The 20,437-nt window shown below is 64.4% G+C and carries 21 protein-coding genes; 8 read left to right on the top strand and 13 right to left on the bottom strand.

Annotated features, from left to right (window positions below):
- The first annotated feature begins 13 nt into the window (after positions 1–13).
- From IVB31_RS23780 to atzF, 3 genes are all read left to right on the top strand, one after another.
- A complete protein-coding gene (locus tag IVB31_RS23780; protein WP_247328387.1) occupies positions 14–2,593 on the top strand; it encodes a PAS domain-containing protein in 2,580 nt (859 codons plus the stop codon).
- A gap of 338 nt (positions 2,594–2,931) precedes the next feature.
- The gene (locus tag IVB31_RS23775) at positions 2,932–3,960 is read left to right on the top strand and encodes a Tim44-like domain-containing protein (protein ID WP_247328385.1); all 1,029 of its coding nucleotides are present in this window, start codon (positions 2,932–2,934) and stop codon (positions 3,958–3,960) included.
- Positions 3,961–3,971: 11 nt separating this feature from the next.
- Positions 3,972–5,513 (top strand): allophanate hydrolase, encoded by a 1,542-nt coding sequence (atzF, locus tag IVB31_RS23770; RefSeq protein ID WP_247328383.1) that lies wholly within the window; start codon positions 3,972–3,974, stop codon positions 5,511–5,513.
- A 10-nt stretch (positions 5,514–5,523) separates the two neighbouring features.
- On the opposite strand, the gene IVB31_RS23765 is transcribed toward atzF, so the two are convergent.
- The 4 genes from IVB31_RS23765 to IVB31_RS23750 form a co-directional block, all read right to left on the bottom strand.
- On the bottom strand, positions 5,524–6,249 hold the full coding sequence (locus IVB31_RS23765; protein ID WP_247328380.1) for a Crp/Fnr family transcriptional regulator: 726 nt from the start codon (positions 6,247–6,249) through the stop codon (positions 5,524–5,526).
- Positions 6,250–6,340: 91 nt separating this feature from the next.
- Positions 6,341–7,180, bottom strand: a complete 840-nt coding sequence (locus tag IVB31_RS23760) for an ABC transporter ATP-binding protein (protein ID WP_247328462.1) — start codon at positions 7,178–7,180, stop codon at positions 6,341–6,343.
- Between the two features lie 20 nt (positions 7,181–7,200).
- Positions 7,201–7,857, bottom strand: coding sequence for an ABC transporter permease (locus IVB31_RS23755; RefSeq protein WP_247328378.1), 657 nt, complete (start codon positions 7,855–7,857; stop codon positions 7,201–7,203).
- 182 nt (positions 7,858–8,039) lie between these two features.
- A complete protein-coding gene (locus IVB31_RS23750) occupies positions 8,040–9,038 on the bottom strand; it encodes an NrtA/SsuA/CpmA family ABC transporter substrate-binding protein (RefSeq protein ID WP_247328375.1) in 999 nt (332 codons plus the stop codon).
- Positions 9,039–9,321: 283 nt separating this feature from the next.
- Between IVB31_RS23750 and IVB31_RS23745 the strand changes: the two genes are divergently transcribed.
- Positions 9,322–10,029: a glutathione S-transferase gene (locus tag IVB31_RS23745; protein ID WP_247328372.1), complete on the top strand. Its 708-nt coding sequence runs from the start codon at positions 9,322–9,324 to the stop codon at positions 10,027–10,029.
- A gap of 297 nt (positions 10,030–10,326) precedes the next feature.
- Here the strand turns inward: IVB31_RS23745 and IVB31_RS23740 are convergent, their stop codons facing one another.
- The 3 genes from IVB31_RS23740 to IVB31_RS23730 all read right to left on the bottom strand — a co-directional run bounded on the left by IVB31_RS23740 (position 10,327) and on the right by IVB31_RS23730 (position 12,050).
- Entirely contained in the window at positions 10,327–11,001 is a 675-nt protein-coding gene (locus tag IVB31_RS23740; RefSeq protein WP_247328369.1) for an isoprenylcysteine carboxylmethyltransferase family protein, read from the bottom strand.
- Positions 11,002–11,117: 116 nt separating this feature from the next.
- Positions 11,118–11,294 (bottom strand): hypothetical protein, encoded by a 177-nt coding sequence (locus tag IVB31_RS23735; protein ID WP_247328367.1) that lies wholly within the window; start codon positions 11,292–11,294, stop codon positions 11,118–11,120.
- A gap of 282 nt (positions 11,295–11,576) precedes the next feature.
- Entirely contained in the window at positions 11,577–12,050 is a 474-nt protein-coding gene (locus IVB31_RS23730; RefSeq protein WP_247328365.1) for a hypothetical protein, read from the bottom strand.
- Positions 12,051–12,295: 245 nt separating this feature from the next.
- On the opposite strand from IVB31_RS23730, the gene IVB31_RS23725 reads away from it, so the two are divergent.
- Complete coding sequence (locus tag IVB31_RS23725; RefSeq protein WP_247328362.1) at positions 12,296–13,951, top strand: fumarate hydratase; 1,656 nt, start codon at positions 12,296–12,298, stop codon at positions 13,949–13,951.
- Between the two features lie 190 nt (positions 13,952–14,141).
- On the opposite strand, the gene IVB31_RS23720 is transcribed toward IVB31_RS23725, so the two are convergent.
- From IVB31_RS23720 to IVB31_RS23700, 5 genes are all read right to left on the bottom strand, one after another.
- Entirely contained in the window at positions 14,142–14,438 is a 297-nt protein-coding gene (locus IVB31_RS23720; protein WP_247328360.1) for a hypothetical protein, read from the bottom strand.
- 107 nt (positions 14,439–14,545) lie between these two features.
- Positions 14,546–15,100, bottom strand: coding sequence for a septation protein IspZ (locus IVB31_RS23715; protein WP_247328358.1), 555 nt, complete (start codon positions 15,098–15,100; stop codon positions 14,546–14,548).
- Positions 15,101–15,112: 12 nt separating this feature from the next.
- Positions 15,113–15,688, bottom strand: coding sequence for a hypothetical protein (locus tag IVB31_RS23710; RefSeq protein WP_247328355.1), 576 nt, complete (start codon positions 15,686–15,688; stop codon positions 15,113–15,115).
- Positions 15,689–15,765: 77 nt separating this feature from the next.
- The gene (locus tag IVB31_RS23705; RefSeq protein ID WP_247328351.1) at positions 15,766–16,029 is read right to left on the bottom strand and encodes a hypothetical protein; all 264 of its coding nucleotides are present in this window, start codon (positions 16,027–16,029) and stop codon (positions 15,766–15,768) included.
- A 40-nt stretch (positions 16,030–16,069) separates the two neighbouring features.
- The gene (locus IVB31_RS23700; RefSeq protein ID WP_247328349.1) at positions 16,070–17,467 is read right to left on the bottom strand and encodes a carotenoid oxygenase family protein; all 1,398 of its coding nucleotides are present in this window, start codon (positions 17,465–17,467) and stop codon (positions 16,070–16,072) included.
- Positions 17,468–17,573: 106 nt separating this feature from the next.
- On the opposite strand from IVB31_RS23700, the gene IVB31_RS23695 reads away from it, so the two are divergent.
- Positions 17,574–18,311 carry a TetR-like C-terminal domain-containing protein gene (locus IVB31_RS23695; protein ID WP_247328347.1) on the top strand — a complete coding sequence of 246 codons (738 nt, stop codon included), beginning with the start codon at positions 17,574–17,576 and terminating at the stop codon, positions 18,309–18,311.
- A 48-nt stretch (positions 18,312–18,359) separates the two neighbouring features.
- On the top strand, positions 18,360–18,992 hold the full coding sequence (locus IVB31_RS23690) for a DUF6321 domain-containing protein (protein WP_247328345.1): 633 nt from the start codon (positions 18,360–18,362) through the stop codon (positions 18,990–18,992).
- On the opposite strand, the gene IVB31_RS23685 is transcribed toward IVB31_RS23690, so the two are convergent.
- The gene (locus IVB31_RS23685) at positions 18,989–19,594 is read right to left on the bottom strand and encodes a hypothetical protein (RefSeq protein ID WP_247328342.1); all 606 of its coding nucleotides are present in this window, start codon (positions 19,592–19,594) and stop codon (positions 18,989–18,991) included. The genes IVB31_RS23690 and IVB31_RS23685 overlap by 4 nt on opposite strands.
- Positions 19,595–19,756: 162 nt before the next feature.
- Here IVB31_RS23685 and IVB31_RS23680 point away from each other — a divergent pair, with 162 nt between their 5' ends.
- Positions 19,757–20,329 carry an SET domain-containing protein gene (locus IVB31_RS23680; protein ID WP_247328340.1) on the top strand — a complete coding sequence of 191 codons (573 nt, stop codon included), beginning with the start codon at positions 19,757–19,759 and terminating at the stop codon, positions 20,327–20,329.
- Positions 20,330–20,437 lie beyond the last annotated feature (108 nt).

Genomic DNA, 20,437 nt, shown 5'->3' with positions numbered 1-20,437 from the left:
GCGCCAGCTTGAAATGACTGCCGAGACCGACCACGACCTCACGCGAGAGCCCGTTGCGGCGCACGAGCCGGCGCCGCGCTCGGGCAGCATTGCGCTGGTGTTGCTGGTGGCCGCCGGCCTTGTCGCCGTTGCGGTCGGGCTGATGACGCTCGGGCGCGCGCAGGCGCAGCCCTATATTCTCGGCATCCTCGCCGTGCTGGCGATGGTCGGCCTGTTCAACCTGTTCGCCTTTGCCGCCGGTATCATCCGCTTCGCCGACCGCAATCTCGACGATCCGGTCGTGGGCCGTATCGCCGATCATGGATTCGACGGGCTGGCCGTGACCGATCCGCGCGGCCATGTGGTCTATTCCAACGCGGCCTATCTGACGCTGACGGGCGCCACCGGCGCGCAGGACGTGCGTCCCGTGGAGCGCGTCTTCATCGGCAACCCCGACGTCTCCGAAGCCGTGTTCCGCCTGCTGAAGGCCGCGCGTGAAGGCAAGCGGCAGCAGGAAGAGGTGCGCATCTCCGGCCAGGACGGCAGCCAGGGCCGCTGGCTGCGCATGCGGGTACGCCCGCTCGGCACCGGCAAGCGCGAGACGAAATACGCGGTGTGGTCGATCGCCGACATCACGCGCGACCGCGAACGCCAGGAGGACGTGTTCCAGGAGCTCCAGCACGCGATCGAATATCTGGATCACGCGCCTTGCGGTTTCTTCTCGGTCAATCCGGCCGGCGAGCTCGCTTATGTCAACGCGACGCTGGCGAACTGGCTCGACTACGACCTCGCCGAGATCGGCTCGGGCGGACTGAAGCTCACCGACATCGTCTCCGGCGACGGCGCTTCGCTGCTCACCGCGATCGTGGCGGTGCCCGGCGAGGTGAAGACGGAAGTCTTCGACATCGACCTGCGCATGCGCACCGGCAAGACCATGCCGGTGCGGCTCTATCACAAGCTCGCCTTCGGGGCCGACGGTGCGCCGGGGCCGTCGCGCACGCTGGTGATCAGCCGTGCCCGCGACGAGCGCAGCGATCCCGACCGCGCCGCCGAAGTGCGCTTCATGCGCTTCTTCGACCATACGCCGATGGCGATCGCGACGGTCGATCGCGGCGGCAACGTCGTGCGCTCCAATGCCCGCTACGCCAAGCTCGGGCAGGCGCTGGGGCTCGACAGCGCCAGCAAGTCGATCTTCCGCGCGGTCAATGCGCGCGACCGGCATCTTTTGATCGCGGCCATTAACCAGGCCGCGGAGGGCCATGGCGACGTCGCGCCGGTCGAAGTGGCGCTCGAAGGAACCAAGGAGCGCTGGGGCCAGTTCTTCGTCACGCCGGTGGACGCGGCCGAGAACGACGCGGAAGCCGCCATCGTGCACATGCTCGAGACCACCGAGCGGCGCGCGCTGGAGAACCAGATCAACCAGTCACAGAAGATGGAAACGGTCGGCCAGCTCGCCGGCGGCATCGCCCACGACTTCAACAACGTGCTCTCCGCCATCATGATGGCGAACGACTTCCTGCTGAACGCGCACAAGCCGACCGATCCGTCGTTCCAGGACATCATGCAGATCAAGCAGAACGCGACGCGCGCCGCGACCCTGGTGCGGCAGTTGCTGGCGTTCTCGCGGCGGCAGACGCTGCGGCCGCAGGTGCTCGATCTCGGCGACGCGCTGTCCGACCTTGCCATGCTGCTGCGGCGCCTGATCGGCGAGAAGGTCAAGCAGGAGACCATCCACGGCCGCGATCTATGGCCGGTCAAGGTCGACGTCTCCCAGTTCGAGCAGGTCGTCGTCAACCTCGCGGTCAACGCGCGCGACGCCATGCCAGACGGCGGCAAGCTGATCATCCGCACCGCCAACGTCACCGCGGAGGAAGCCGCCAAGCTCGCATACAAAGGCATGCCGGCCGCGGACTATGTGAAGATCGATGTCGCCGACACCGGCACCGGCATCCCCGCCGACATCCGCGACAAGATCTTCGAGCCGTTCTTCTCGACCAAGGAAGTCGGCAAGGGCACGGGCCTCGGGCTCTCCACCGTCTACGGCATCGTCAAGCAGACCGGTGGCTTCATCTACGTGGACTCCGAGCCGGGGCAGGGCACCTCGTTCCACATCTTCCTGCCGCGCCATCATGCCGAGCCGGAGGTGCAGGTCGAGCAGCCGGCGGCAGCGGTCGGCGCGTCCAATGGTGCCGCGAACGAAGCTGCGGCGGCCGAGGCCAAGCCGCGTACCGATCTCACCGGACAGGGCACCATCCTCCTGGTCGAGGACGAAGAAGGCCTGCGCGCGCTCAACGCACGCGGCCTGCGCTCGCGCGGCTACACCGTGGTCGAGGCCGAGAACGGTGTCGAGGCGATGGAAGCGCTGGAAGAGCAGAGCGGCGGAATCGATCTCGTCGTCTCCGATGTCGTGATGCCGGAGATGGACGGCCCGACGCTGCTCAAGGCGATGCGCGAGCAGAATCCCGACATCAAGTTCATCTTCGTCTCCGGCTACGCCGAGGACGCGTTCGAGAAGAGCCTGCCCGAAGGCCAGCAGTTCGACTTCCTGCCGAAGCCGTTCACGCTCAGCCAGCTCGTGGCGGCCGTGAAGGAGACGATGGCGAAGGCGGGGTGAGGGCGACACGTCCTCAATGTCGTCCTGGCGAAGGCCTGGACCCATTACCCCTAGCCTGTTGTTGCTGGAGATGCCGACCAACATCCGCGCAAAATAACGTTGCTCTGGGGTACCGTTGCTCTGGGTAATGGTCCCTGGATCAGCGCTCGCTTGTCCAGGACGAGGCTGGAGAGCCGCGAATGCCGCCGGTAACCCGCGACCGCGGTTCCGCCGCGTATCCAGCCAAACCCTCGCCAAACATGGGTTTTGCCGCATCCCCGCGACTGAGGGCCGCAGCCTTAAGTTCCGAAACCATCTTCACTTTTCGGGAAGTCTGCCCATCTTAGGAGCACGTCCCCATGCCGGGGATTTGGGAAACGCACATGAAGTTCTCGCAACGCTCCCGCAGCCTCTTCAAGACGATCGCCGTCGTGCTGGCGCTTGCGCTGCCGACTGCGCTGGCGATCTCGTCTGCCGACGCGCGCGTCGGCGGCGGCATGTCGTCGGGTTCGCGCGGCTCGCGCACCTATTCGGCTCCGCCGTCGACCACGACCGCGCCGGGCTCGACCTCGCAGTTCAACCGCACCTACACCCAGCCGGGTGCAGGCATGAATTCGGCCGCGGCTGCACCCGCGCGTGGCGGCCTGTTCGGCCGCGCCGGCGGCTTCATGGGCGGCCTGGCGGCCGGCTTCCTCGGCGCCGGCCTGCTCGGCATGCTGTTCGGCGGCGGCCTGTTTGGCGGCCTCGGCGGCATGTCCTCGATCCTGGGCCTGATCATCCAGATCGTGCTCGTGGTGGTCGTGGCGCGGCTGGCGATGTCGTGGTGGAAGCGCCGCCACACGCCGCAGGCGGCCTATGCCAACGCTGACGCCGGTGCCGGTCCGGGACCGCAGACGAACTATCGCAGCGGACTCGGCGGCGGTCTCGGCGGCGGTCTTGGCAGCGGACTTGGCAGCGGCTTCGGCTTCGGCGCCAACAACGCGCCGCTCGAGATCAAGCCGGACGACTATGAAGCGTTCGAGCGTCTGCTCAGCGAGGTCCAGGCTGCCTGGTCGAACGAGGACGTGGCCAAGCTGCACACGCTCGCGACGCCGGAGATGGTTTCTTACTTCGAGCAGGATCTCGGCCAGAACCGCGGGCGCAACGTCGTCAACAAGGTCGGCAACGTGAAGCTGCTGCAGGGCGACCTCGCGGAGTCCTGGCGCGAAGGGGAGACCGACTACGCGACGGTCGCACTGCGCTTCGCGCTCACCGACAAGACGCTCGACCGCAACACCGGCGCAATCGTCGCCGGCAGCGAGCAGCCGGGCGAGGCCACCGAAGTCTGGACCTTTGCCCGGCGTCCGGGCGGTGCCTGGGAATTGTCGGCGATCCAGCAGACCAACTGATCGCACTCGGATTGAAGACAAGGGCGTCGTGCTTCGGCACGGCGCCCTTTTCGTTTGAGCGGCACGTTTTCGGTCCAGGCGGCCATTTGAGGGAAGCACTTAATTGCTTGTTGGCCGCGCAGAGCTCCCGCAATTTCGCTCCTGCCAGTTGGAGAAGGAGATATTCGGTGAGCCAGTCTGTCGCGCGCTTGAGGACGAACCAGGACGCCATCGCCAGGAATTCGTCCCTGCTGCTGGAGGCGATCGGAACGGCCTATGACCGCATCGAGGCCGAGCGCGAGCGCAATTGCTGGATCTATCTCCGCCCGCGGGAGGAGGCGCTCGAAGAATGCCATCGGCTGGTGGCGCGCGCGAGGACGGGCGAAAACCTTCCGCTGCTCGGCATTCCCTTTGGCGTGAAGGACAATATCGACGTCGAGGGAATGCCGACCACTGCCGCATGTCCGGCGTTCAGCTACACGCCCTGGCATTCCGCGCACAGCGTCGAACGCCTCACCGCGGCCGGCGCAATCTGTCTCGGAAAGACCAATCTCGATCAGTTCGCCACAGGCCTGTCCGGCGCGCGCTCGCCCCATGGCCCCTGCGCGTCGGTTGCCGATGCGCGCTATGTTGCGGGCGGCTCCAGTTCCGGGTCCGCGGTCGCCGTGGCGGCCGGGCATGTCGCCTTCGCGCTCGGCACCGATACCGGCGGATCCGGCCGCATACCTGCCGGGTTCAACAACATCGTCGGAATCAAACCGACCCTTGGGCTGGTGTCATCACGCGGGCTGGTGCCGAATTGCCCGACCATCGATTGCGTTTCGGTGTTCTGCAATAGCGTCAGCGATGGCGAGGCCATTCTCGACATCATCGAAGGATTCGATTTCGAAGATCCCTACAGCCGCCTGCCGAGAACCTTTTTTCCCGCCGACGGGGCGGCGTCATCGTTCCGGTTCGGCCGCATTGCGTCCGCAGATCTCGAATGCTTCGGCATGCCGGAATGCGGCGAACTCTATGAGCGCGCCTGCGAGCGTTTTGCTCATCTCGGAGGAACGGCGATCGAGGTGGACTTCGCCCCGTTCCGCCAAGCCGGGGAGCTGATGTTCAGCGGTCCCTGGGTGGCGGAACGGCACGCGGCGATCGCATCGCTCATGGACGTCCAATCCGGTTCCTTGCTTGATGTCACGAGGACCGTGCTGGGCACGGCCGCCGGCTATTCGGCGATCGACACGTTTGCTGCCATTCACCGGCTGCACCGGCTTCGCCGCGACGCCGAGGCGATCTTTTCGGGCATCGATGCTCTGGTGGTCCCGACCGCACCGCGCCCGTTCACGCTGGAGGAGATGGATCGCGATCCGATCACCCTCAACAATCGCCTTGGCTACTACTCGTACTTTGCCAATCTGCTCGATCTCTGCGGCGTGGCCATTCCGAACGCGACATTGCCGGACGGCATGCCCATGGGCGTGACCCTGCTGGCGCCGGCCTGGCATGATCGCGCGCTGATCGGGCTGGCGCGGCGGTTCGAGGCCGGTGCAGACGGAGCGGCGTTCGAATTGAAGTCCAGCACCTGAAAGGCGGATACTATTCCGTCTCCCGCCCCAGCGTCGAAAGATCCAGGATCGAAATCACGGATCTGTCGTATCTGATCACGCCTTCCTCCTGGAGCCGCGCGAGTTGCACCGTCACCCATTGGCGGGTGGATCCGATGAGGTTGGCGAGATCGCCGTGGGTAAACGGCATGCCGACGACGATCTCACCGTCGCGCTTCACGCCGTAGACGTGCGACAGGAAGATCAACAGGCTATGCGGCCGCTCGGTGACCGAGCGCGTCCCGAGCATCTGGGCCATTGCCGAATAGCATCGCGCCTTGAATGCCAGCGCATCCAGCAAAGCGACGGCGATCGCCGGCGAGTCCAGCGCGAGTCGCCGCAACGCCGGTCCGGGCATGAACGTCAACCGGCTGCGCTCGGCCGCAACCGATGTCCACATGTGCGGGCCCGTTCCGAATATGTCGGGCCCGCCGACGAAGTTGCCCGGAAACCAGTAGGCGAGCGTGACTTCGCGCCCCGACGGCGCCGCATAGTAGCTGCGTATGCGCCCCTCGCTGATCAGGTAGATCCCGGCCTGTGCGTCGCCCTGAGACCAGATCAGTTGGCCGGCTTCCAGGACCTTCTCGCGTCCGATCGCCCGCAAGCGATTGCAATCAGCCCGGTTGAGACCGTCCAGCAAGCCGGGCAGTGGTCTGACGAGATCGTCCGACTCCGCGAGCATCACACCTGCCGCTATCGCGCTGTTCGCCCTGTGCATCGCCGGCTCCGCATGTGAGACCCGGCATCGATTATTCAAGAACCATGCCAGCCCGCTGCGGTCCGCTTCACGATCCGCGAGCTCCGGGCGATCAGTTCGCGTCGGACTGATTGAACGCCCGCAACCCTTCTGCGCGGATGACGTCGAGACAATCCTTCTTGAGGGACAGATAAGCCGGCTCGACCATGACGGAACTGGACCGCGGGCGCGGCAGCTTGACCGCGACTTCGCGCAGGATGCGGCCCGGTCCCGCGCTCATGATGAGAACGCGGTCGGCCAGCACGATGGCTTCGTCGATGTCATGCGTGACGAACACGATTGTCGCCTTGATCCGGTCGCGCAGCGCCAGCAGATTGTCCTGCATCACCGCCCGGGTCTGCGCGTCGAGAGCCCCGAAGGGCTCGTCCATCAGCAGCACGCGGGGCTGATTAGCCAGCGCTCGCGCAATCGCCACGCGCTGCTGCATGCCGCCGGACAGCGTGCTCGGATAAGCGTCGGCGAAACGCGTGAGACCGATCATCGCGATCAGATCGTCGGCGATGGCATTCGCTTCCGTCCTGGACTTCCCGAGCATCCTGGGACCGTGGGCGATATTCCTGCGGACGGACTTCCAGGGGAAGAGATGCGGCTGCTGGAACACCATGCCGACATCGGGGCGCGGACTGTAGACAGGCGCGCCCTCGACCAGGATGTCGCCTTCAAACGGCACTTCCAGTCCGGCGATCGTATTGAGCACCGTCGACTTGCCGCAGCCGGAGGGCCCGGCGATGCAAACGAACTCGCCAGGGGCGACGTCAAAGGAAACGCGATCCACCGCGATGACCTGTCCGCGCTTGCTGTCGAAAACGATGCTCAGGTTCGAGACTTGAATGGCCGGTTGCTTCCGCGCCGCCTCGACGGAGGCAGGCGAATTTGTCGCAGCCAGTTTCATGCTCGATCGAAGTCCCGACATCAGCGCCACCAGACAAGCCGTTCGGCAAGAGCCGCAAACAGCCGGTCGGCAATGAACGACATCAACCCGAGCGCTGCGAGCCCGCCCATGACCTGGCCCGTTTGTAAATTCTGCTGCGCAATCTCGATCCTGTAGACAATGCCGGCGAAAGCGCCGGCCAGTTCGGCCGCGACAAGCGTGTAGAAGGAGATGCTGACGGCGGTGCGCAACCCGACCACGATGTAGGGGAGCGCGCCCAGCAGCACGATTTCCTGGAGCATCTGCCGTCGGGGCGTGCCGAGCATCAATGCCGCCCGGATCAGGCCGCGGTCGACCTTCTGCACGCCGATATGGGTCGAGAGCCATACCGTGAAGAACACGCCCCATACGACGAGGAACAATTTCCCCGCCTCCGACAGGCCGAACCAGAGGATGACGATCGGCACGAAGGCGATCGGCGGAATTGGCCGCAGGATGTGGAATAGCGGGGACAGCAGGCTCGAGATGACGGGGAATTGGCCAGTGAGAATACCGAACAGGATGCCGAGCGCGCCGCCCACGATGAATCCCGTGGTGACGCGAAACAGGCTGGCCAGCAGATCGCCAAAGAACTGTCCGCTTCGTATCCACTCGAGGACGGCCGTGGCAACCACCGTCGGCGGCGGAAACAACACCATGTTGACGGTCCCGGAACGGGAGACAAGTTCCCACAGGCCGACGAACAAGGGAAGCGAAAGCGCCCCGACCAAAACGTTGAGACGGCGACGACGAACCAAATCCGGCCGCCGAGCGCGACCATCGGTGCGGATGGCAGTCGCTCGTCGCGTCGAAGCGGCGTCCTGCATGGCCATGCGGGGGCCTATTTCCACGAAAGCGTGACGCGTGCGGGGTCCACCTTTTTCAGCGGCTCGGTGACGACGACCTTGCTGAAGTCGGGCATCACCGCTCCCGGAGGATGGTTGCCGCTCTCGAGACGCCATGCGGAATGGGTCTTGAGAATCTCGATCAGCCGGTCGTCGAGACGCACCCGGTAAATGTAGTCGGCCCAGATCGGGGCGAGTTCGTCCCGCTTCATTCCGACCGCCTCCGCCACTGCGGTGATGGCTTCATCCGGGTGGGCCTTCATCCAGACCTCGGCATCGATCAGTGCGGCGATGAACTTCTCAACCAGCGCCGGGTTGGCGTCCAGGTAGGACCTCATGACGACAATGTTGAACGTCTCGGAGTAGGTGCCCTTCGTATCGATCTCGATGGCGGCTTCGCCCAGGGCCTTCTTCGCATTGGCGATGTGGGGCTCCCAAGTGTCGAATGCGTCGATGCTTCCGGCTGCAAATGCCGGCAGCATCTCCTGCGGCCGCAGATTGACGAGGGTGACATCCTTTGGAGTCAAACCCGCCGATTTCAGGAGAGTCGCCGTGTAAACCTCGCTGCCGGTGCCGGCGGTGAATGCGATCCGCTTGCCGCGAAGATCCGCCTTGGTCTTGACGCCGGCCTTGGCTGCGACGAGCGTCTTGAGGTCGGAATATTCCATGCCGGCGACGAAGGCGATGGGCTGGTTTGCCATGGCTGACGCGGTGACCGGCGCCTCCGCTGTCGTCGCGATGTCGGCGCCGCCCCCGATCACGGTGTCCAGGCACTGCTTGCCCGACGTGAAGTTCGAGACCGCGATGTCCAGACCGTGCTTTTCGAAAATTCCCTTCGACTTGGCGACGATCGCAAGGCCGGAGATCGGTCCGAGGTTTTGCGCCAGCCGGGCTTTGAGCAGTTCTGCGGCCGAGGCGCGGTCCAAACCGATGGCAAGGCAAAGCGCGGCACAGCCGGCAATTGCCGCGATTGGGCGGACTTTGTTCCAGTGCATGACGATCTCCCCTCGCGCCGCGCCCGGCGGCAGCCCCGATGTGATCGCGGATGCCGCCCCTGAACGGTCCCGCTACAAACTCCCCGCGTCCTCCCCTGGACGATCGCTTGCGGATCGGCCCATTGTGCATGCTCGCCCGGCGCACCGGTCCCGGAAAGCAATTAATCGACATGGCATTCGGAGCGCCAGGGCCCGAGCCGCCGCGACCGGATTCCATCCTGCACTGACGGAAGCGTGGGCCGCGTGCTATATTGGTGGGCCCCCACGCTCACGGACCCATCCCATGAAATACGAGCTCTATTACTGGCCCGAGATCCAGGGCCGCGGTGAATATGTGCGGCTGGCGCTGGAGGAGGCGGAAGCGGCTTATGTCGACGTGGCGCGCGGTCCGCGCGGCACGGCTGCGATGATGAAGATGATGGACACGCATCAGGGCACGCCGCCCTTTGCGCCGCCGTTCCTCAAAGCAGGAAAACTCGTCGTCGGCCAGACCGCAAACATCCTGCTCTATCTCGGCGCCCGCCATGGGCTCGCGCCGAAGACGGAAGCCGGAAAACTCTGGGTGCATCAGCTCCAGCTGACGATCACTGATTTCGTACTGGAAATTCACGACACCCATCATCCGCTCGGGCCGTCGCTCTATTACGAGGACCAGAAGCCGCCGGCGAAGAAACGCACGGCCGATTTCTGGAAGGAGCGCGTGCCGAAATATCTCGGCTATTTCGAACAGATCCTTGAGAGCAGTGGTGGCGCCTATGTCACCGGCCGTAGGCTCACCTACGTCGATCTCTCGCTGTTCCAGATCGTCGATGGGCTGCGCTACGCGTTCCCAAAGCGCATGAAGGCGTTCGAGGGTGATATCCCGGGCCTCGTCGGCTTGCACGATCGCGTGGCGGCGCGGCCGAACATCAAGGCGTATCTCGAAAGCGAACGCCGCATTCCCTTCAACGAGCAGGGCATCTTCCGCCGCTATCGCGAGCTGGATAATTAGCCGGTCCGGAGGGAGACTGGCGGCAGCCCCCGTTCCGGACCGGCCGTTTCGGGCGCGATCAATCGCCCGAACGCGTCGTGGCTTCCGAGCGTTTGCGAACGCACCGGGCCAGAGCGATCGTCTGGATCATTGGGGACGTGAGCGAGCTCATGGTCGTCAGGGCAGGGGGGCTTGCAGAACATCGTCGCGTCTCCCGTTGCGTGGGTGCATTCCTCTAGCGAGGTTCGCATCCGGTGACGTCAGCCGATCGGAGGAGAGGGACGCTTTTCCGTGCAGTGCACAGGGAGTGATGCACGCTCACCACACGCCGGGCAGCAGGCGATGGCGAACGCGCGTCACGTAGTCGGAATAGCCCGGCAGGCCCTCGCGCAACGTGCGCTCTTCGATGCCGATGCGGATCGCAAACAAGCCGACGATGACCGGCACCATCACGAGGCCCCACCACGAGCCCAGCAGCAACGGCACGCCCGCGAAGAACAGGATCATGCCGCTGTACATGGGATGGCGTACATGCGCGTAAGGCCCGGTCGAGATCACACGCTGTGCGCGTTCGGCCTGTAGTTTCACCACGGGTGCGGCAAACGAGTTCTCGCGGAACACCCAGAGGATGAACAGCGTCGAGAGCAGGAACAGAACAAGGCCGAGCACCTGGGACGCAACCGGCATGTCGGATGATTGAGTGCGCCGGTCGAGCCCCATCGCAGCCAGCCAGGCCAGCATCGCGACGACGAAGACGGCCATGAAGGCTTTGTCGGCGGCGGGCTGACCCTTTTGCAGGACCGGCCGCAGACGTTCGGCGAGCAGTGCGGGATCAACCCGATAAAGCCACCAGCCGCAGAGCGGGCCGAGCAGGGCGCAGGTGAGCAGGAATACCCAGGCAGACGGCCAATGCAGCGTGCCGGCGGACGCGAACAGCAGCGCGCCCATTGCGACGGTGGTGATCGTGTTCTGCAACAGCAGTTTTGCGATCATGTGCTGATCCCGGCTCAACCGCGCACGATGTTGCTCCGGTTATCCGGCGAAGATGCGGCCGGACACGCGAAAAGCCCGATCGACCGGATCGGGCGTTTCATCCTCTGCAAGGCTGATCAGGCGAGCTGATCGATCCGCGTGCCCTGACCCGGCGGCAGCGGCGCGGGCGGCGGCGGCTTGTAGGTCGGGTCGTTGTCCTTCGTCTTGGTCTGGTCGTCCTGCTGCTGCTTGGTCGTGTCGTAGCTCGGCACCACGATCGCGATCGGCGGCGGCGCAACGGTTGAAACGCTCATCCACAAATCCTCACACATGGAAACAACTGACCTTGCGCAGCGAGGAGCGAAATTTCCTTCAAGGCAATCGTTAAAATGCGAGGGATCCTGTGCGCTGTTTTGTGCCTCATCCCGCTATGTCAGGAAGACAACGAGACCTCTCTCGTCATTGCGAGAAGCCCTTGCGACCAAGCAATCCAGTCTGCCTCCGCGGAAAGATTCTGGATTGCTTCGCTTCCGCCTTCGCTCTTCGGCGGCAAGCGCTCGCAATGACGGAGTGTGTGGAAAGAGCGAGTGCCCCGCCTACTCGTCCTTGCCGCGCGTGATCGCGATCGACGCATCTGTCTTGGTGCGGGTGCATTCCATGTTGAGCCGGCGGTAACGCATGCTGATCTTGTCACCGCGCAAGAGGCCCATCCGCTTCAGGCAGCGTGTCGCGCCCGTCGTGGTATCGTCCTTTGTCACGGTGAAGACGATCGCCGCCATCGACCCCACCAGCGCAAAGAACTCCGGCTTGGGCTTGCGATCGCCCTTGGCATAGAGCTCGATCGAAAATTTGTCGCCGCGGCAAGCCACCGACAATTCCTTGGCCGCCGGATGCGTGAGGTAGACGACGTTGGCGGCGCGGAAGTTCACCTTGAGGCGATCCACCTGGTTCGACAGCTCCTTGGCGCTGTCGTCGCAACGGTCCGCACGCGCAGGCGAGGCGAGGGTCACAAGGCCGGTGATGGCGGCGGCGATCAGGATCGCGCCGCGGACGTTCAAGTTCAATGTCATGATAAAAAGCCCCTTAGCGCGCGCATTCAACCGTCGTCGCGCGCGAAGCGCAAGGGGTGTACTTCGGTCTTCCCTGGCATGATGATGGCCACGGGGCCGCGTTGCCGACTGCCGGAGAAGGGCCGCTATGCCGCCGAATCGGGATGCCCCGACCGCGCCGGAACGCCTTCCCTTTGCGGCAAAAAAGCTTAGAACGCTTCTATGCTTAGAGGCCCGCGAGGGCCCCAAACCCCGAGATCCGCCCCATGAACGCTCCCACCGCTTTCCCCGACCCGTCCAAACCCGTTCCGCCCTACAAGCACACCCCGCTGTTCCCGCTGGGCAAGGACGAGACGCCCTACAAGAAGATTTCGTCCGAGGGAATCAGGGTCGAGAAGGTGCTGGGGAAGGACATGCTGGTGGTGTCGCGCGCGGCGCTGCAGGCGCTGTCGGAGGCGGCTTTCGGCGACATCAACCACTATTTGCGGCCCGGGCACCTGAAGCAGCTCCGCGCGATCCTGGAGGACGGCGAGGCGAGCCCGAACGACAAGTTCGTCGCGCTGGATTTCCTGAAGAATGCCAACATCGCAGCCGGCGGCGTGCTGCCGATGTGCCAGGACACCGGCACCGCGATCATCATGGGCAAGAAGGGCAGCAACGTCATCACCGACGGTGACGACGAGGCGGCACTGTCGGAAGGCGCGCGCGACGCTTACCTGCGCCGCAATCTGCGCTACTCGCAGGTGGCGCCGCTCTCGATGTACGAGGAAAAGAACACCGCCAACAACATGCCGGCGCAGTGCGAGATCTACGCCGAGGGTGATGACGCCTACAAGTTCATGTTCATGGCGAAGGGCGGCGGAAGCGCCAACAAGAGCTTTCTGTTCCAGGCCACGCCTTCCGTGCTCACCAAGGACCGCCTGCTCGCCTTCCTGAAGGAGAAGGTGTTGACGCTCGGCACCGCGGCATGCCCGCCCTACCATCTCGCCATCGTGATCGGCGGCACCTCGGCCGAGCTCTGCATGAAGACCGTGAAGCTGGCGTCGGCCCGCTATCTCGACGCGCTGCCGACCCACGGCTCGCCCGACGGCAACGCGTTCCGCGATCTCGAGATGGAGCAGGAAATTCTGAAGATGACGCAGTCGCTCGGCGTCGGCGCGCAGTTCGGCGGCAAGTATTTCTGCCACGACGTGCGCGTGATCCGCCTGCCGCGCCACGGCGCGTCGCTGCCGATCGGGCTTGGCGTGTCCTGCTCGGCCGACCGCCAGGTGCTCGGCAAGATCACCAAAGACGGTGTCTATCTCGAAGAGCTCGAGCACAACCCGGCGCAGTACCTGCCACAGGTCGAGCAGTCGCTCGGCGGCGAGGTCGTCAAGATCGACCTCAACCAGCCGATGAAGGATATTCTGGCGACGTTCTCGAAGTACCCGACCAAGACGCGGGTCTCGATGAGCGGCACCATGATCGTCGCGCGCGATTCCGCCCATGCCAAGCTGCGCGAGCGGCTGGACAAGGGCGAGCCGCTGCCGGATTATTTCAAGAACCATCCGGTCTATTACGCAGGCCCCGCCAAGACGCCCGAGGGTTATGCCTCCGGCGCATTCGGACCGACCACGGCGGGCCGCATGGATTCCTTCGTCGACCAATTCCAGGCCGCCGGCGGCTCGATGGTGATGGTGGCCAAGGGCAACCGGGCGCCTGCCGTGCGCGAGGCCTGCAAGAAGTATGGCGGCTTCTATCTCGGCTCGATCGGCGGCGCGGCTGCGAACCTCGCCGAACACTGCATCAAGAAGGTCGAGGTGCTCGAATATCCCGAGCTCGGCATGGAAGCGATCTGGCGCATCGAAGTCGTCGATTTCCCCGCGTTCATCATCATCGACGACAAGGGGAACGACTTCTTCAAGGAGTTGAATTTGGGCTGAGGCTGCGTCCCCGGACGCTGCGCAGCATGACATGATGCGCTGCTGATCCGGGGTCCATGACTTCCGGGGTGCATGACTTCCGGGCTCCATGATTTGGATCCCGGCTCCGCGGAGCAGCCCCCTAAGCGCGCTTATGCGCGTCTTTGACGTGCTATGGCGCTGCACCGCGTGCGGGAAGCGGAAGTGTTGCTTACGCGCGAACGCCCGTGAACTGAAAGCTGCCCATCGGGCCGATGCCCATCTCGCCGCTCATGCTGTCGCCGGAGACGGTGCCGATGAACTCGAGCGTCAACGGCATCGGATTGGTGATGGAAACCTTCCAATTGACGGCGTCGCCGCTGATGGTGCCGTCGAAGATCTCGGCGGTATTGCCTTCCGCGCCCTGCGTGCCCGTCAGCGTGCCGCCGGAGCTCGAGAGGTTCAGCGTCGCCTGGCGCTCGCCCATCGGCGTTGTCATGGTCAGATTCCAGTTACCGTCAACGGCCATTCCCGTCTCCCGAACAAATCCCGGCGGGCTACGACGATCCGCAGCCAGTCCTGCGCCGAGCGTATAGCGCAACTCGCCGCGGCTGACTAACGCCGCGTGAGCGGCAATCAGGCGCGGGCGGCGGCGCGCCGGCGGCTGGTGACGATGAGCCTAAAGAGGACGTATTGGACGGCAAAGGCCAAAATCTTGGCGCCGCCGGCGACCACCGAGATGTAGAACGCCCACAGCTTCAGATCGCCACTGGAAGCGACCGCGATCGTGCCGGCGCCGATCGCGAACATCAGCGCGGCCCAGACATAGCCTGCGGCCGTCACATATTCCGGGACGGTCTCCGTGACGATCGGCGGCATGTAGCGCAGCATCCAGCCGCGCTTGAGCATGATGACGCCGATCGCGAAATGCGCGATCGAGGGCTTTGCCATCATGAAGCGAGGATCGTTGGTGAGCAGCGTGACCGTGCCGAGCAGGATGACGAGCGCGACGCTCGCATAAGTCATGAAGCCGAGCTCGCGTCCCTTGACGCGGGCATAGATCACCTGCGCGATCGCGCCGGCAATCGCCACCGACGTCGCGAGGATGACGTTGTCGGTGATGAGATAGATGACCAGGAAGATGATGGCGGAGAGGAAGTCGGAGGCGAGGCGGGCGAATACGTCCTTCATCGTCGATCCTGTTCAGCGAGGGGTGGGCACTGCGCCAGCCGGCGTACCGTACTTGATCTGGCGATATTCCGGATACCACTTCGTGAAGTAGATCGCGCTGTTGCGCGCGGCAAAGGCGACCGCAAGGCTCGACCAGAGCGGCAGGCCGGGGACATAGAGCAGCACGAGATTGGCGGCCGCCATCAACAGCGCGGCCACGGTCCATGCGCCGGTGATGACGTAGTTGGCATAGAGAAAGCCCGGCATCGCCGCGGTCTCGGCGGGCACCGATTCAAGCGCGTATTGCAGCGTGAAGGGACGGCGGACCAAAATCGAGCCGAGCGAGATGACGAAGATGCCGATGTCGACGGACAACTTGACACCGAGCGTGCCGAGCGCCGCGTCGACCAGCGCGAGATAGAGGCCGATTGCGGCGAACAGCATCGCCGAGCCCACAGCCAGGGTCTTCACGGAGCGGCCACACACCACATCGATCGCGACGGTGGTGAGGCAGATTGCCGATGCCGCGAACACGCTGATCGCCGTCGACGTCACCAGCATCAGGATGGTGTAAGCGCCGTAGGGGGCAAGGATGAGGAATATCGTCATGGGCAGCCTCGGTATGGCCTAATCTTTACGATGTAAAGATTAGTAGTGCGGAGACATCGCTTGGTCAACTGAAATCTTTACAGTGTCAAAATGACATAGGTCGTCTCTAAAAATTGTATTACTGCAATGACTTGGCTGAATCCTTCGTCCATGAGTTCCGCCCAGGGCAGGCGGGACAACGCTGGTAGTGCGCAGGCGATCGAGAGGCTGAGGGCCAGCAACACGCCGCCGTTGAAGATGGCCTGGCTGCTGCGCCGCAACCGGATCGTCTGGAGCGCGATCGCGGCGCAGATCAGGACGAAGACGGCGAGGCCGTCCGCGGTGATCGAGGGCATATGCATGAGAGACCCCTTGGGTGACATCCGCGATGTCGAGGAAGAGTTACTGCGTTCCTACCCAATTGCCGTGAAAGCCGTCGGGCACGCGGTGACCGAGCTGCACCAGCGCAACGGGGCCGGCCTCGACATCTCCGGCGTTGAACACGGCGAGGTCGCTGCGGTTCTCCCGCGCGCGCCAGACCACCGCCAGCAGCCAGCCATCACCTTCCGCCGCATCTTTCGACCGCTCGACGAACACCGGTTCGGAAGTGGTGTCGCCGGCCGGCAGCAGATAATGGCCGAGGCGCTTTCCATTCCCGTCGACATGGACGATGCCGGACAGCGCACCGAACATCGGCAGCTTCGGATTGGCGCAGGCGTACCAGCCGTGACGGCTCTTTAATCCGGCGCGGCGATCGTCGATGCGGGGAAATTCGCCGGTCAGATCGTCGAGATAGGTCTGCTGAAAACTGTCGGTATTCCCCGAGAGATCGAAGGTCCAGCGGCAATGACGCGCAAACGATTTGTTGGGATTGGTCGGTGTGCCGTCGGGATGCGTGAACAGCGGTGCTTCCTCGAACTGCATGACGTCGGCGACAATGCGGTCGCCGTCTTCCCAGGCATTCATGACGTGGAAGACATAACAGGTCTCGGCGCGGAACCAGACGATGTCCTTGCCGGATCCGTTGCGCCTCATCACGCCGACATAAGCGCCTTTCTCCGGTTCCCATGCGTAAGGCGGTTTCCCCTTCATCGCGCGGTCCATGCTGCCGGTGATGGGCAGGATCGGAAACAGCACGTGGTTCTCGGTGACGATGAAGTCGTGCACCATGCTGGCATAGGGCGCCTCGAACCGTTCGAACCGCGTCGCCTTGCCGGACGCGTCGATCGCGCCATAGGAGAGGGCGGACGTCAGCGGACCGGCGGCATTGTAACCGAAGAACACCAGCTCGCCGGTGACGGGGTCGATCTTCGGATGCGCCGTGAAGCTGCCGGCGATGCGGCCCTGATAATTGTGATAGCCGCGCGTTGCGAGCGTGCCCGGCTCGATCTCGGTCGGCGGATGCAATTCTTCCAGCGCCAGCAGCTTGCCGGCATGAAAGATGATGTTGGTGTTCGCGACGCCGCCGTCGCTGAGGTTTTGTGGGGCATCCGGCAGCTTGCGGCCGAAGCCGCCGAACAGCGCGCGGCCGGCCTCGTGCTCGGCCAGCCATTTCGGCGTACGGATCCAGCGGTTGCGGTAGCCGGCGCGGCCGTTCTCGAGGTGAAAGGCGTGCAGCATGCCGTCGCCGACGAACCAGTGCGCGCCGGGAGAATCGAACTGCGGATTGGGCCCGTTGCGGTAGAGCGTGCCGTTCAGCTCGCGCGGCAATTCACCGACGATCTTGAGAAAGGGCGCGTCGGCCTCGAATGGGATCGGCGCGACGTTGTTGCGGCGCTCGGCGATGGCGTCCTGCTGCACGGCGTATCCCTCCTTATCTTTACATCGTAAAGATCAGATAGCGCCGATCGTCTTGGCGGTCAAGCGAAATCTTTACACTGTCAATATTGCGCCTTATAGCTTGACCATGGGCAAGAGCGAAACCAGGACCTACTCCCCGCGGCGCGCGCGCACTCCGCGAAAGACGTCGTCGGCAGCGGGCACGCCGCCGCGTTCCGCGCGGCGTCTGGCGGCCGCGAAGACCGAGGCGCCTTATCACCACGGCGCGCTGCGCGAGGCGCTGCTCCAGGCCGCCGAACGGGTGCTGGAGCGCGATGGCCTTTCCGGCCTGACATTGCGCGCGGTGGCGCGCGAGGCGGGCGTCTCGCATGCCGCGCCCACCCATCATTTCGGCGACCTCACCGGGCTTCTCAGCGAGCTCGCGGCGGTCGGCTTCCGTCAGTTCAATGCGGCGATGGCGTCGTCCGGCGACGCCGCAACGACACCGCTCGCGCGCGCTCTGGCGCGGCCGAAGGCCTATGTCGCCTATGCGCAGGCGCATCCCGGCATGTACGGCATCATGTTCCGCAGCGAGCGCCTCGATCATACCAGGCCGTCGCTGCACGAGGCAGCCGAGGCTTCCTTCGCCGGGCTCGCCAATGCCGTCGGCATGATGCGGCAGGAGCAGATCAGCGGCGACGCGCTGACGCTGAACCAGGGCGCGGCCATCGCGCGCGCCTGGTCGATGGTGCACGGTTTCACCATGCTGCTGCTCGACGGGCGGCTCGAGGATATTTTGGGGCGTCTGCCCGAGGGCATGACGGCAGAACGCCTGCTCGAGGCCATGCTGACAGCGCCCGTGACGGGGAAGCCGCCGGGTTCCTGATCGATAGGCACTAAGGCAACCCTTGCCATCGTCAGGCGTTGACGCCGCATGGCAAGATCACCCCGCGCCCCCTGGGCACGATCAAACCCGCGCAAGCGCGCCGGCAAAGCGTCCAAGCATCTCACGCCTGCGCAGAAATCGTCGGCCAAGGCGCGTGCCCGCCGTGCCGGCCGCCGCTATCCCAACCTCGTGGACAACATGCGCATGGCAGCGAAGAAAACATCCAAGGCGAAAGCTTCGAAGAAAAAATCCGTGAAGAAGGCGCCCAAGCGTAAGGGTACAAAAAAGGCTGCAAAGAAGAAGTCTGCAAAGACGTCGCGCAAGCGCCGCGCATCCGCGCGTGAAAAGGATCCGCGGGGCGGCTTGACCGCGGCGGGCCGCAAGGCGTTCGCGCGCAAGCAAGGCGCACATCTGCGGCCGGGCGTCACCAAGACGGCGTCCGAGATGACACCGCAGGACATGCGGCGCAAGGGAAGCTGGGCCGTGCGATTCTATGGACGCGCCAAGCTGCCGGCCCTCCTCGATGCCCACGGCCGGCCGACCCGGCACGCGTTGTCGGCGCATGCCTGGGGCGAGCCGGTTCCGAAAACGGTGGCGGCGGCGCGGCGCATCGCTGCGAAGGGTGAGCGCCTGCTGGCGCGCTATCACCGCGTAAAGACGGGTGTAAAGACGAAAGCCTAGCGCACCGTCGCAAGCTCGACGGCACGACCGCGCGAGCCGATGATCTTCACCTCGTCCTTGCCGCAGGCGAAGCTGCGGGCAAACTCGTCCGCCGCCTTGCGTGCGAGCTCATTGCTGTTCGAATTGGCGATCGCGTCGACATAGGCGACGTGGCAGACCGGTCCCGGCGGCAGCCGGGTCACGACGAGCATGGCCTTGGTGCTCGGCCGCCCCTGCTTGTCGGGATCGGTGCCATCGGCGATGTGCCAGCGCTGGATCATCGCAAACGGCTTTGTGGCCGCTGTCCGCCATTCCACGGTGGTCTCGGACGAGTTGAACGGAGCGAACCAGACTTTTGCCGCCGGTTCCTCGGCGGCTTCCTTGCGATTGCGGCCGACCGAGACGATCTCGCGAAGATCGTCCTCGGCAATCAGGACCACGAGACCATCCCTGCCCTTGCAGACCCGCGTGGTGCTGCCGTCGAGCTCGCTGGGCCTGCCGACCTGGCGGCAATCCTTCGGCGCGGTCGAGGTGTAGGTGCTGCCCAGCGATTGGGCGTCGGCAAGACCTGCATTCATGCAGGTCAGCAGCATGGCCAGGCAAATAAGCGCAATATGCCTCATGACGACACCTTGATGTCCGGGAACTCGCTTCATCAGACGTCTTCATTGTGGGCAAGGTTCAAACAGGCTCGACAGACACCTGACAGCGGCGCGGAATCGTTCTAGAAGAACGGCCTCGCTTGGGCTCATCCAGCCTCGTTCGCGTCCTCATTTCTCTCGATCATGCCAACCATAGCCTCAAACAAACACTATCGCGTCGGCCGCTCCAAGACCGGACTCGGTCTCTTCGCCACCAAGCCGATCAAGAAGGGCACCCGGATCATCCGTTATTACGGACCGATCCTGGACTCCCGGATTCCCGAGCACGACGACATCGAGAACAAGTACCTGTTCGAGCTCAACGGCCGCTGGACCATCGACGGCTCGGTGCGCAAGAACCTCGCGCGCTATATCAACCATTCCTGCCGCCCGAACGCCGAATCCGACGTCAGGCCGCGCGAGCGCAAGGTCTTCATCCGCGCCATCAAGAACATCGAGCCGGGCGACGAGATCAATTACGATTACGGCACGGACTATTTCAAAGCCTATCTGAAGCCGATCGGCTGCAAGTGCCCTTCCTGCGAGAACAAGCGCAAGAAGCTGCGCGCCGAGGCGAGGGCCGACCGCGCCAAGGTGAAGGCACGCGCGGAGCGCAAGGCCAAGAAGGCGGGCACCACGAGTTCCAAGAACAAGGCCGCCAAAAAGAAGAAGCTCAACGGCCACGCCGTTGGCAAGAAGAACGGCGCACGGGCGTAGTCATTGCCATTACGCCCCCCGCAGGCGGGGCGTCCAGTACGCCGCGGCCTCTCGGCTCAATCGCAACCGTCTCTGAATACTGGTTCGCCCGGCTAAACCGGGCGACGT

This window comes from Bradyrhizobium sp. 21 (assembly GCF_023073335.1).
In the GTDB taxonomy this organism is placed as follows: domain Bacteria; phylum Pseudomonadota; class Alphaproteobacteria; order Rhizobiales; family Xanthobacteraceae; genus Bradyrhizobium.
Note: the sequence above shows the minus strand (reverse complement) of the source record. Positions and strands in the feature narration are given on the sequence as shown.

Coding starts and splice junctions, on each gene's coding strand:
- IVB31_RS23765 (WP_247328380.1), bottom strand. CDS start 6,249: ATGCACAGGGCGAACAGCGCGATAGCGGCAGGTGTGATGCTCGCGGAG.
- IVB31_RS23680 (WP_247328340.1), top strand. CDS start 19,757: ATGCCAACCATAGCCTCAAACAAACACTATCGCGTCGGCCGCTCCAAG.
- IVB31_RS23690 (WP_247328345.1), top strand. CDS start 18,360: ATGGCAAGATCACCCCGCGCCCCCTGGGCACGATCAAACCCGCGCAAG.
- IVB31_RS23730 (WP_247328365.1), bottom strand. CDS start 12,050: ATGACATTGAACTTGAACGTCCGCGGCGCGATCCTGATCGCCGCCGCC.
- IVB31_RS23740 (WP_247328369.1), bottom strand. CDS start 11,001: ATGATCGCAAAACTGCTGTTGCAGAACACGATCACCACCGTCGCAATG.
- IVB31_RS23745 (WP_247328372.1), top strand. CDS start 9,322: ATGAAATACGAGCTCTATTACTGGCCCGAGATCCAGGGCCGCGGTGAA.
- IVB31_RS23780 (WP_247328387.1), top strand. CDS start 14: ATGACTGCCGAGACCGACCACGACCTCACGCGAGAGCCCGTTGCGGCG.
- IVB31_RS23725 (WP_247328362.1), top strand. CDS start 12,296: ATGAACGCTCCCACCGCTTTCCCCGACCCGTCCAAACCCGTTCCGCCC.
- IVB31_RS23735 (WP_247328367.1), bottom strand. CDS start 11,294: ATGAGCGTTTCAACCGTTGCGCCGCCGCCGATCGCGATCGTGGTGCCG.
- IVB31_RS23715 (WP_247328358.1), bottom strand. CDS start 15,100: ATGAAGGACGTATTCGCCCGCCTCGCCTCCGACTTCCTCTCCGCCATC.
- IVB31_RS23760 (WP_247328462.1), bottom strand. CDS start 7,180: ATGAAACTGGCTGCGACAAATTCGCCTGCCTCCGTCGAGGCGGCGCGG.
- IVB31_RS23710 (WP_247328355.1), bottom strand. CDS start 15,688: ATGACGATATTCCTCATCCTTGCCCCCTACGGCGCTTACACCATCCTG.
- IVB31_RS23695 (WP_247328347.1), top strand. CDS start 17,574: ATGGGCAAGAGCGAAACCAGGACCTACTCCCCGCGGCGCGCGCGCACT.
- IVB31_RS23705 (WP_247328351.1), bottom strand. CDS start 16,029: ATGCATATGCCCTCGATCACCGCGGACGGCCTCGCCGTCTTCGTCCTG.
- IVB31_RS23685 (WP_247328342.1), bottom strand. CDS start 19,594: ATGAGGCATATTGCGCTTATTTGCCTGGCCATGCTGCTGACCTGCATG.
- IVB31_RS23755 (WP_247328378.1), bottom strand. CDS start 7,857: ATGGTGTTGTTTCCGCCGCCGACGGTGGTTGCCACGGCCGTCCTCGAG.
- IVB31_RS23750 (WP_247328375.1), bottom strand. CDS start 9,038: ATGCACTGGAACAAAGTCCGCCCAATCGCGGCAATTGCCGGCTGTGCC.
- IVB31_RS23720 (WP_247328360.1), bottom strand. CDS start 14,438: ATGGCCGTTGACGGTAACTGGAATCTGACCATGACAACGCCGATGGGC.
- IVB31_RS23775 (WP_247328385.1), top strand. CDS start 2,932: ATGCCGGGGATTTGGGAAACGCACATGAAGTTCTCGCAACGCTCCCGC.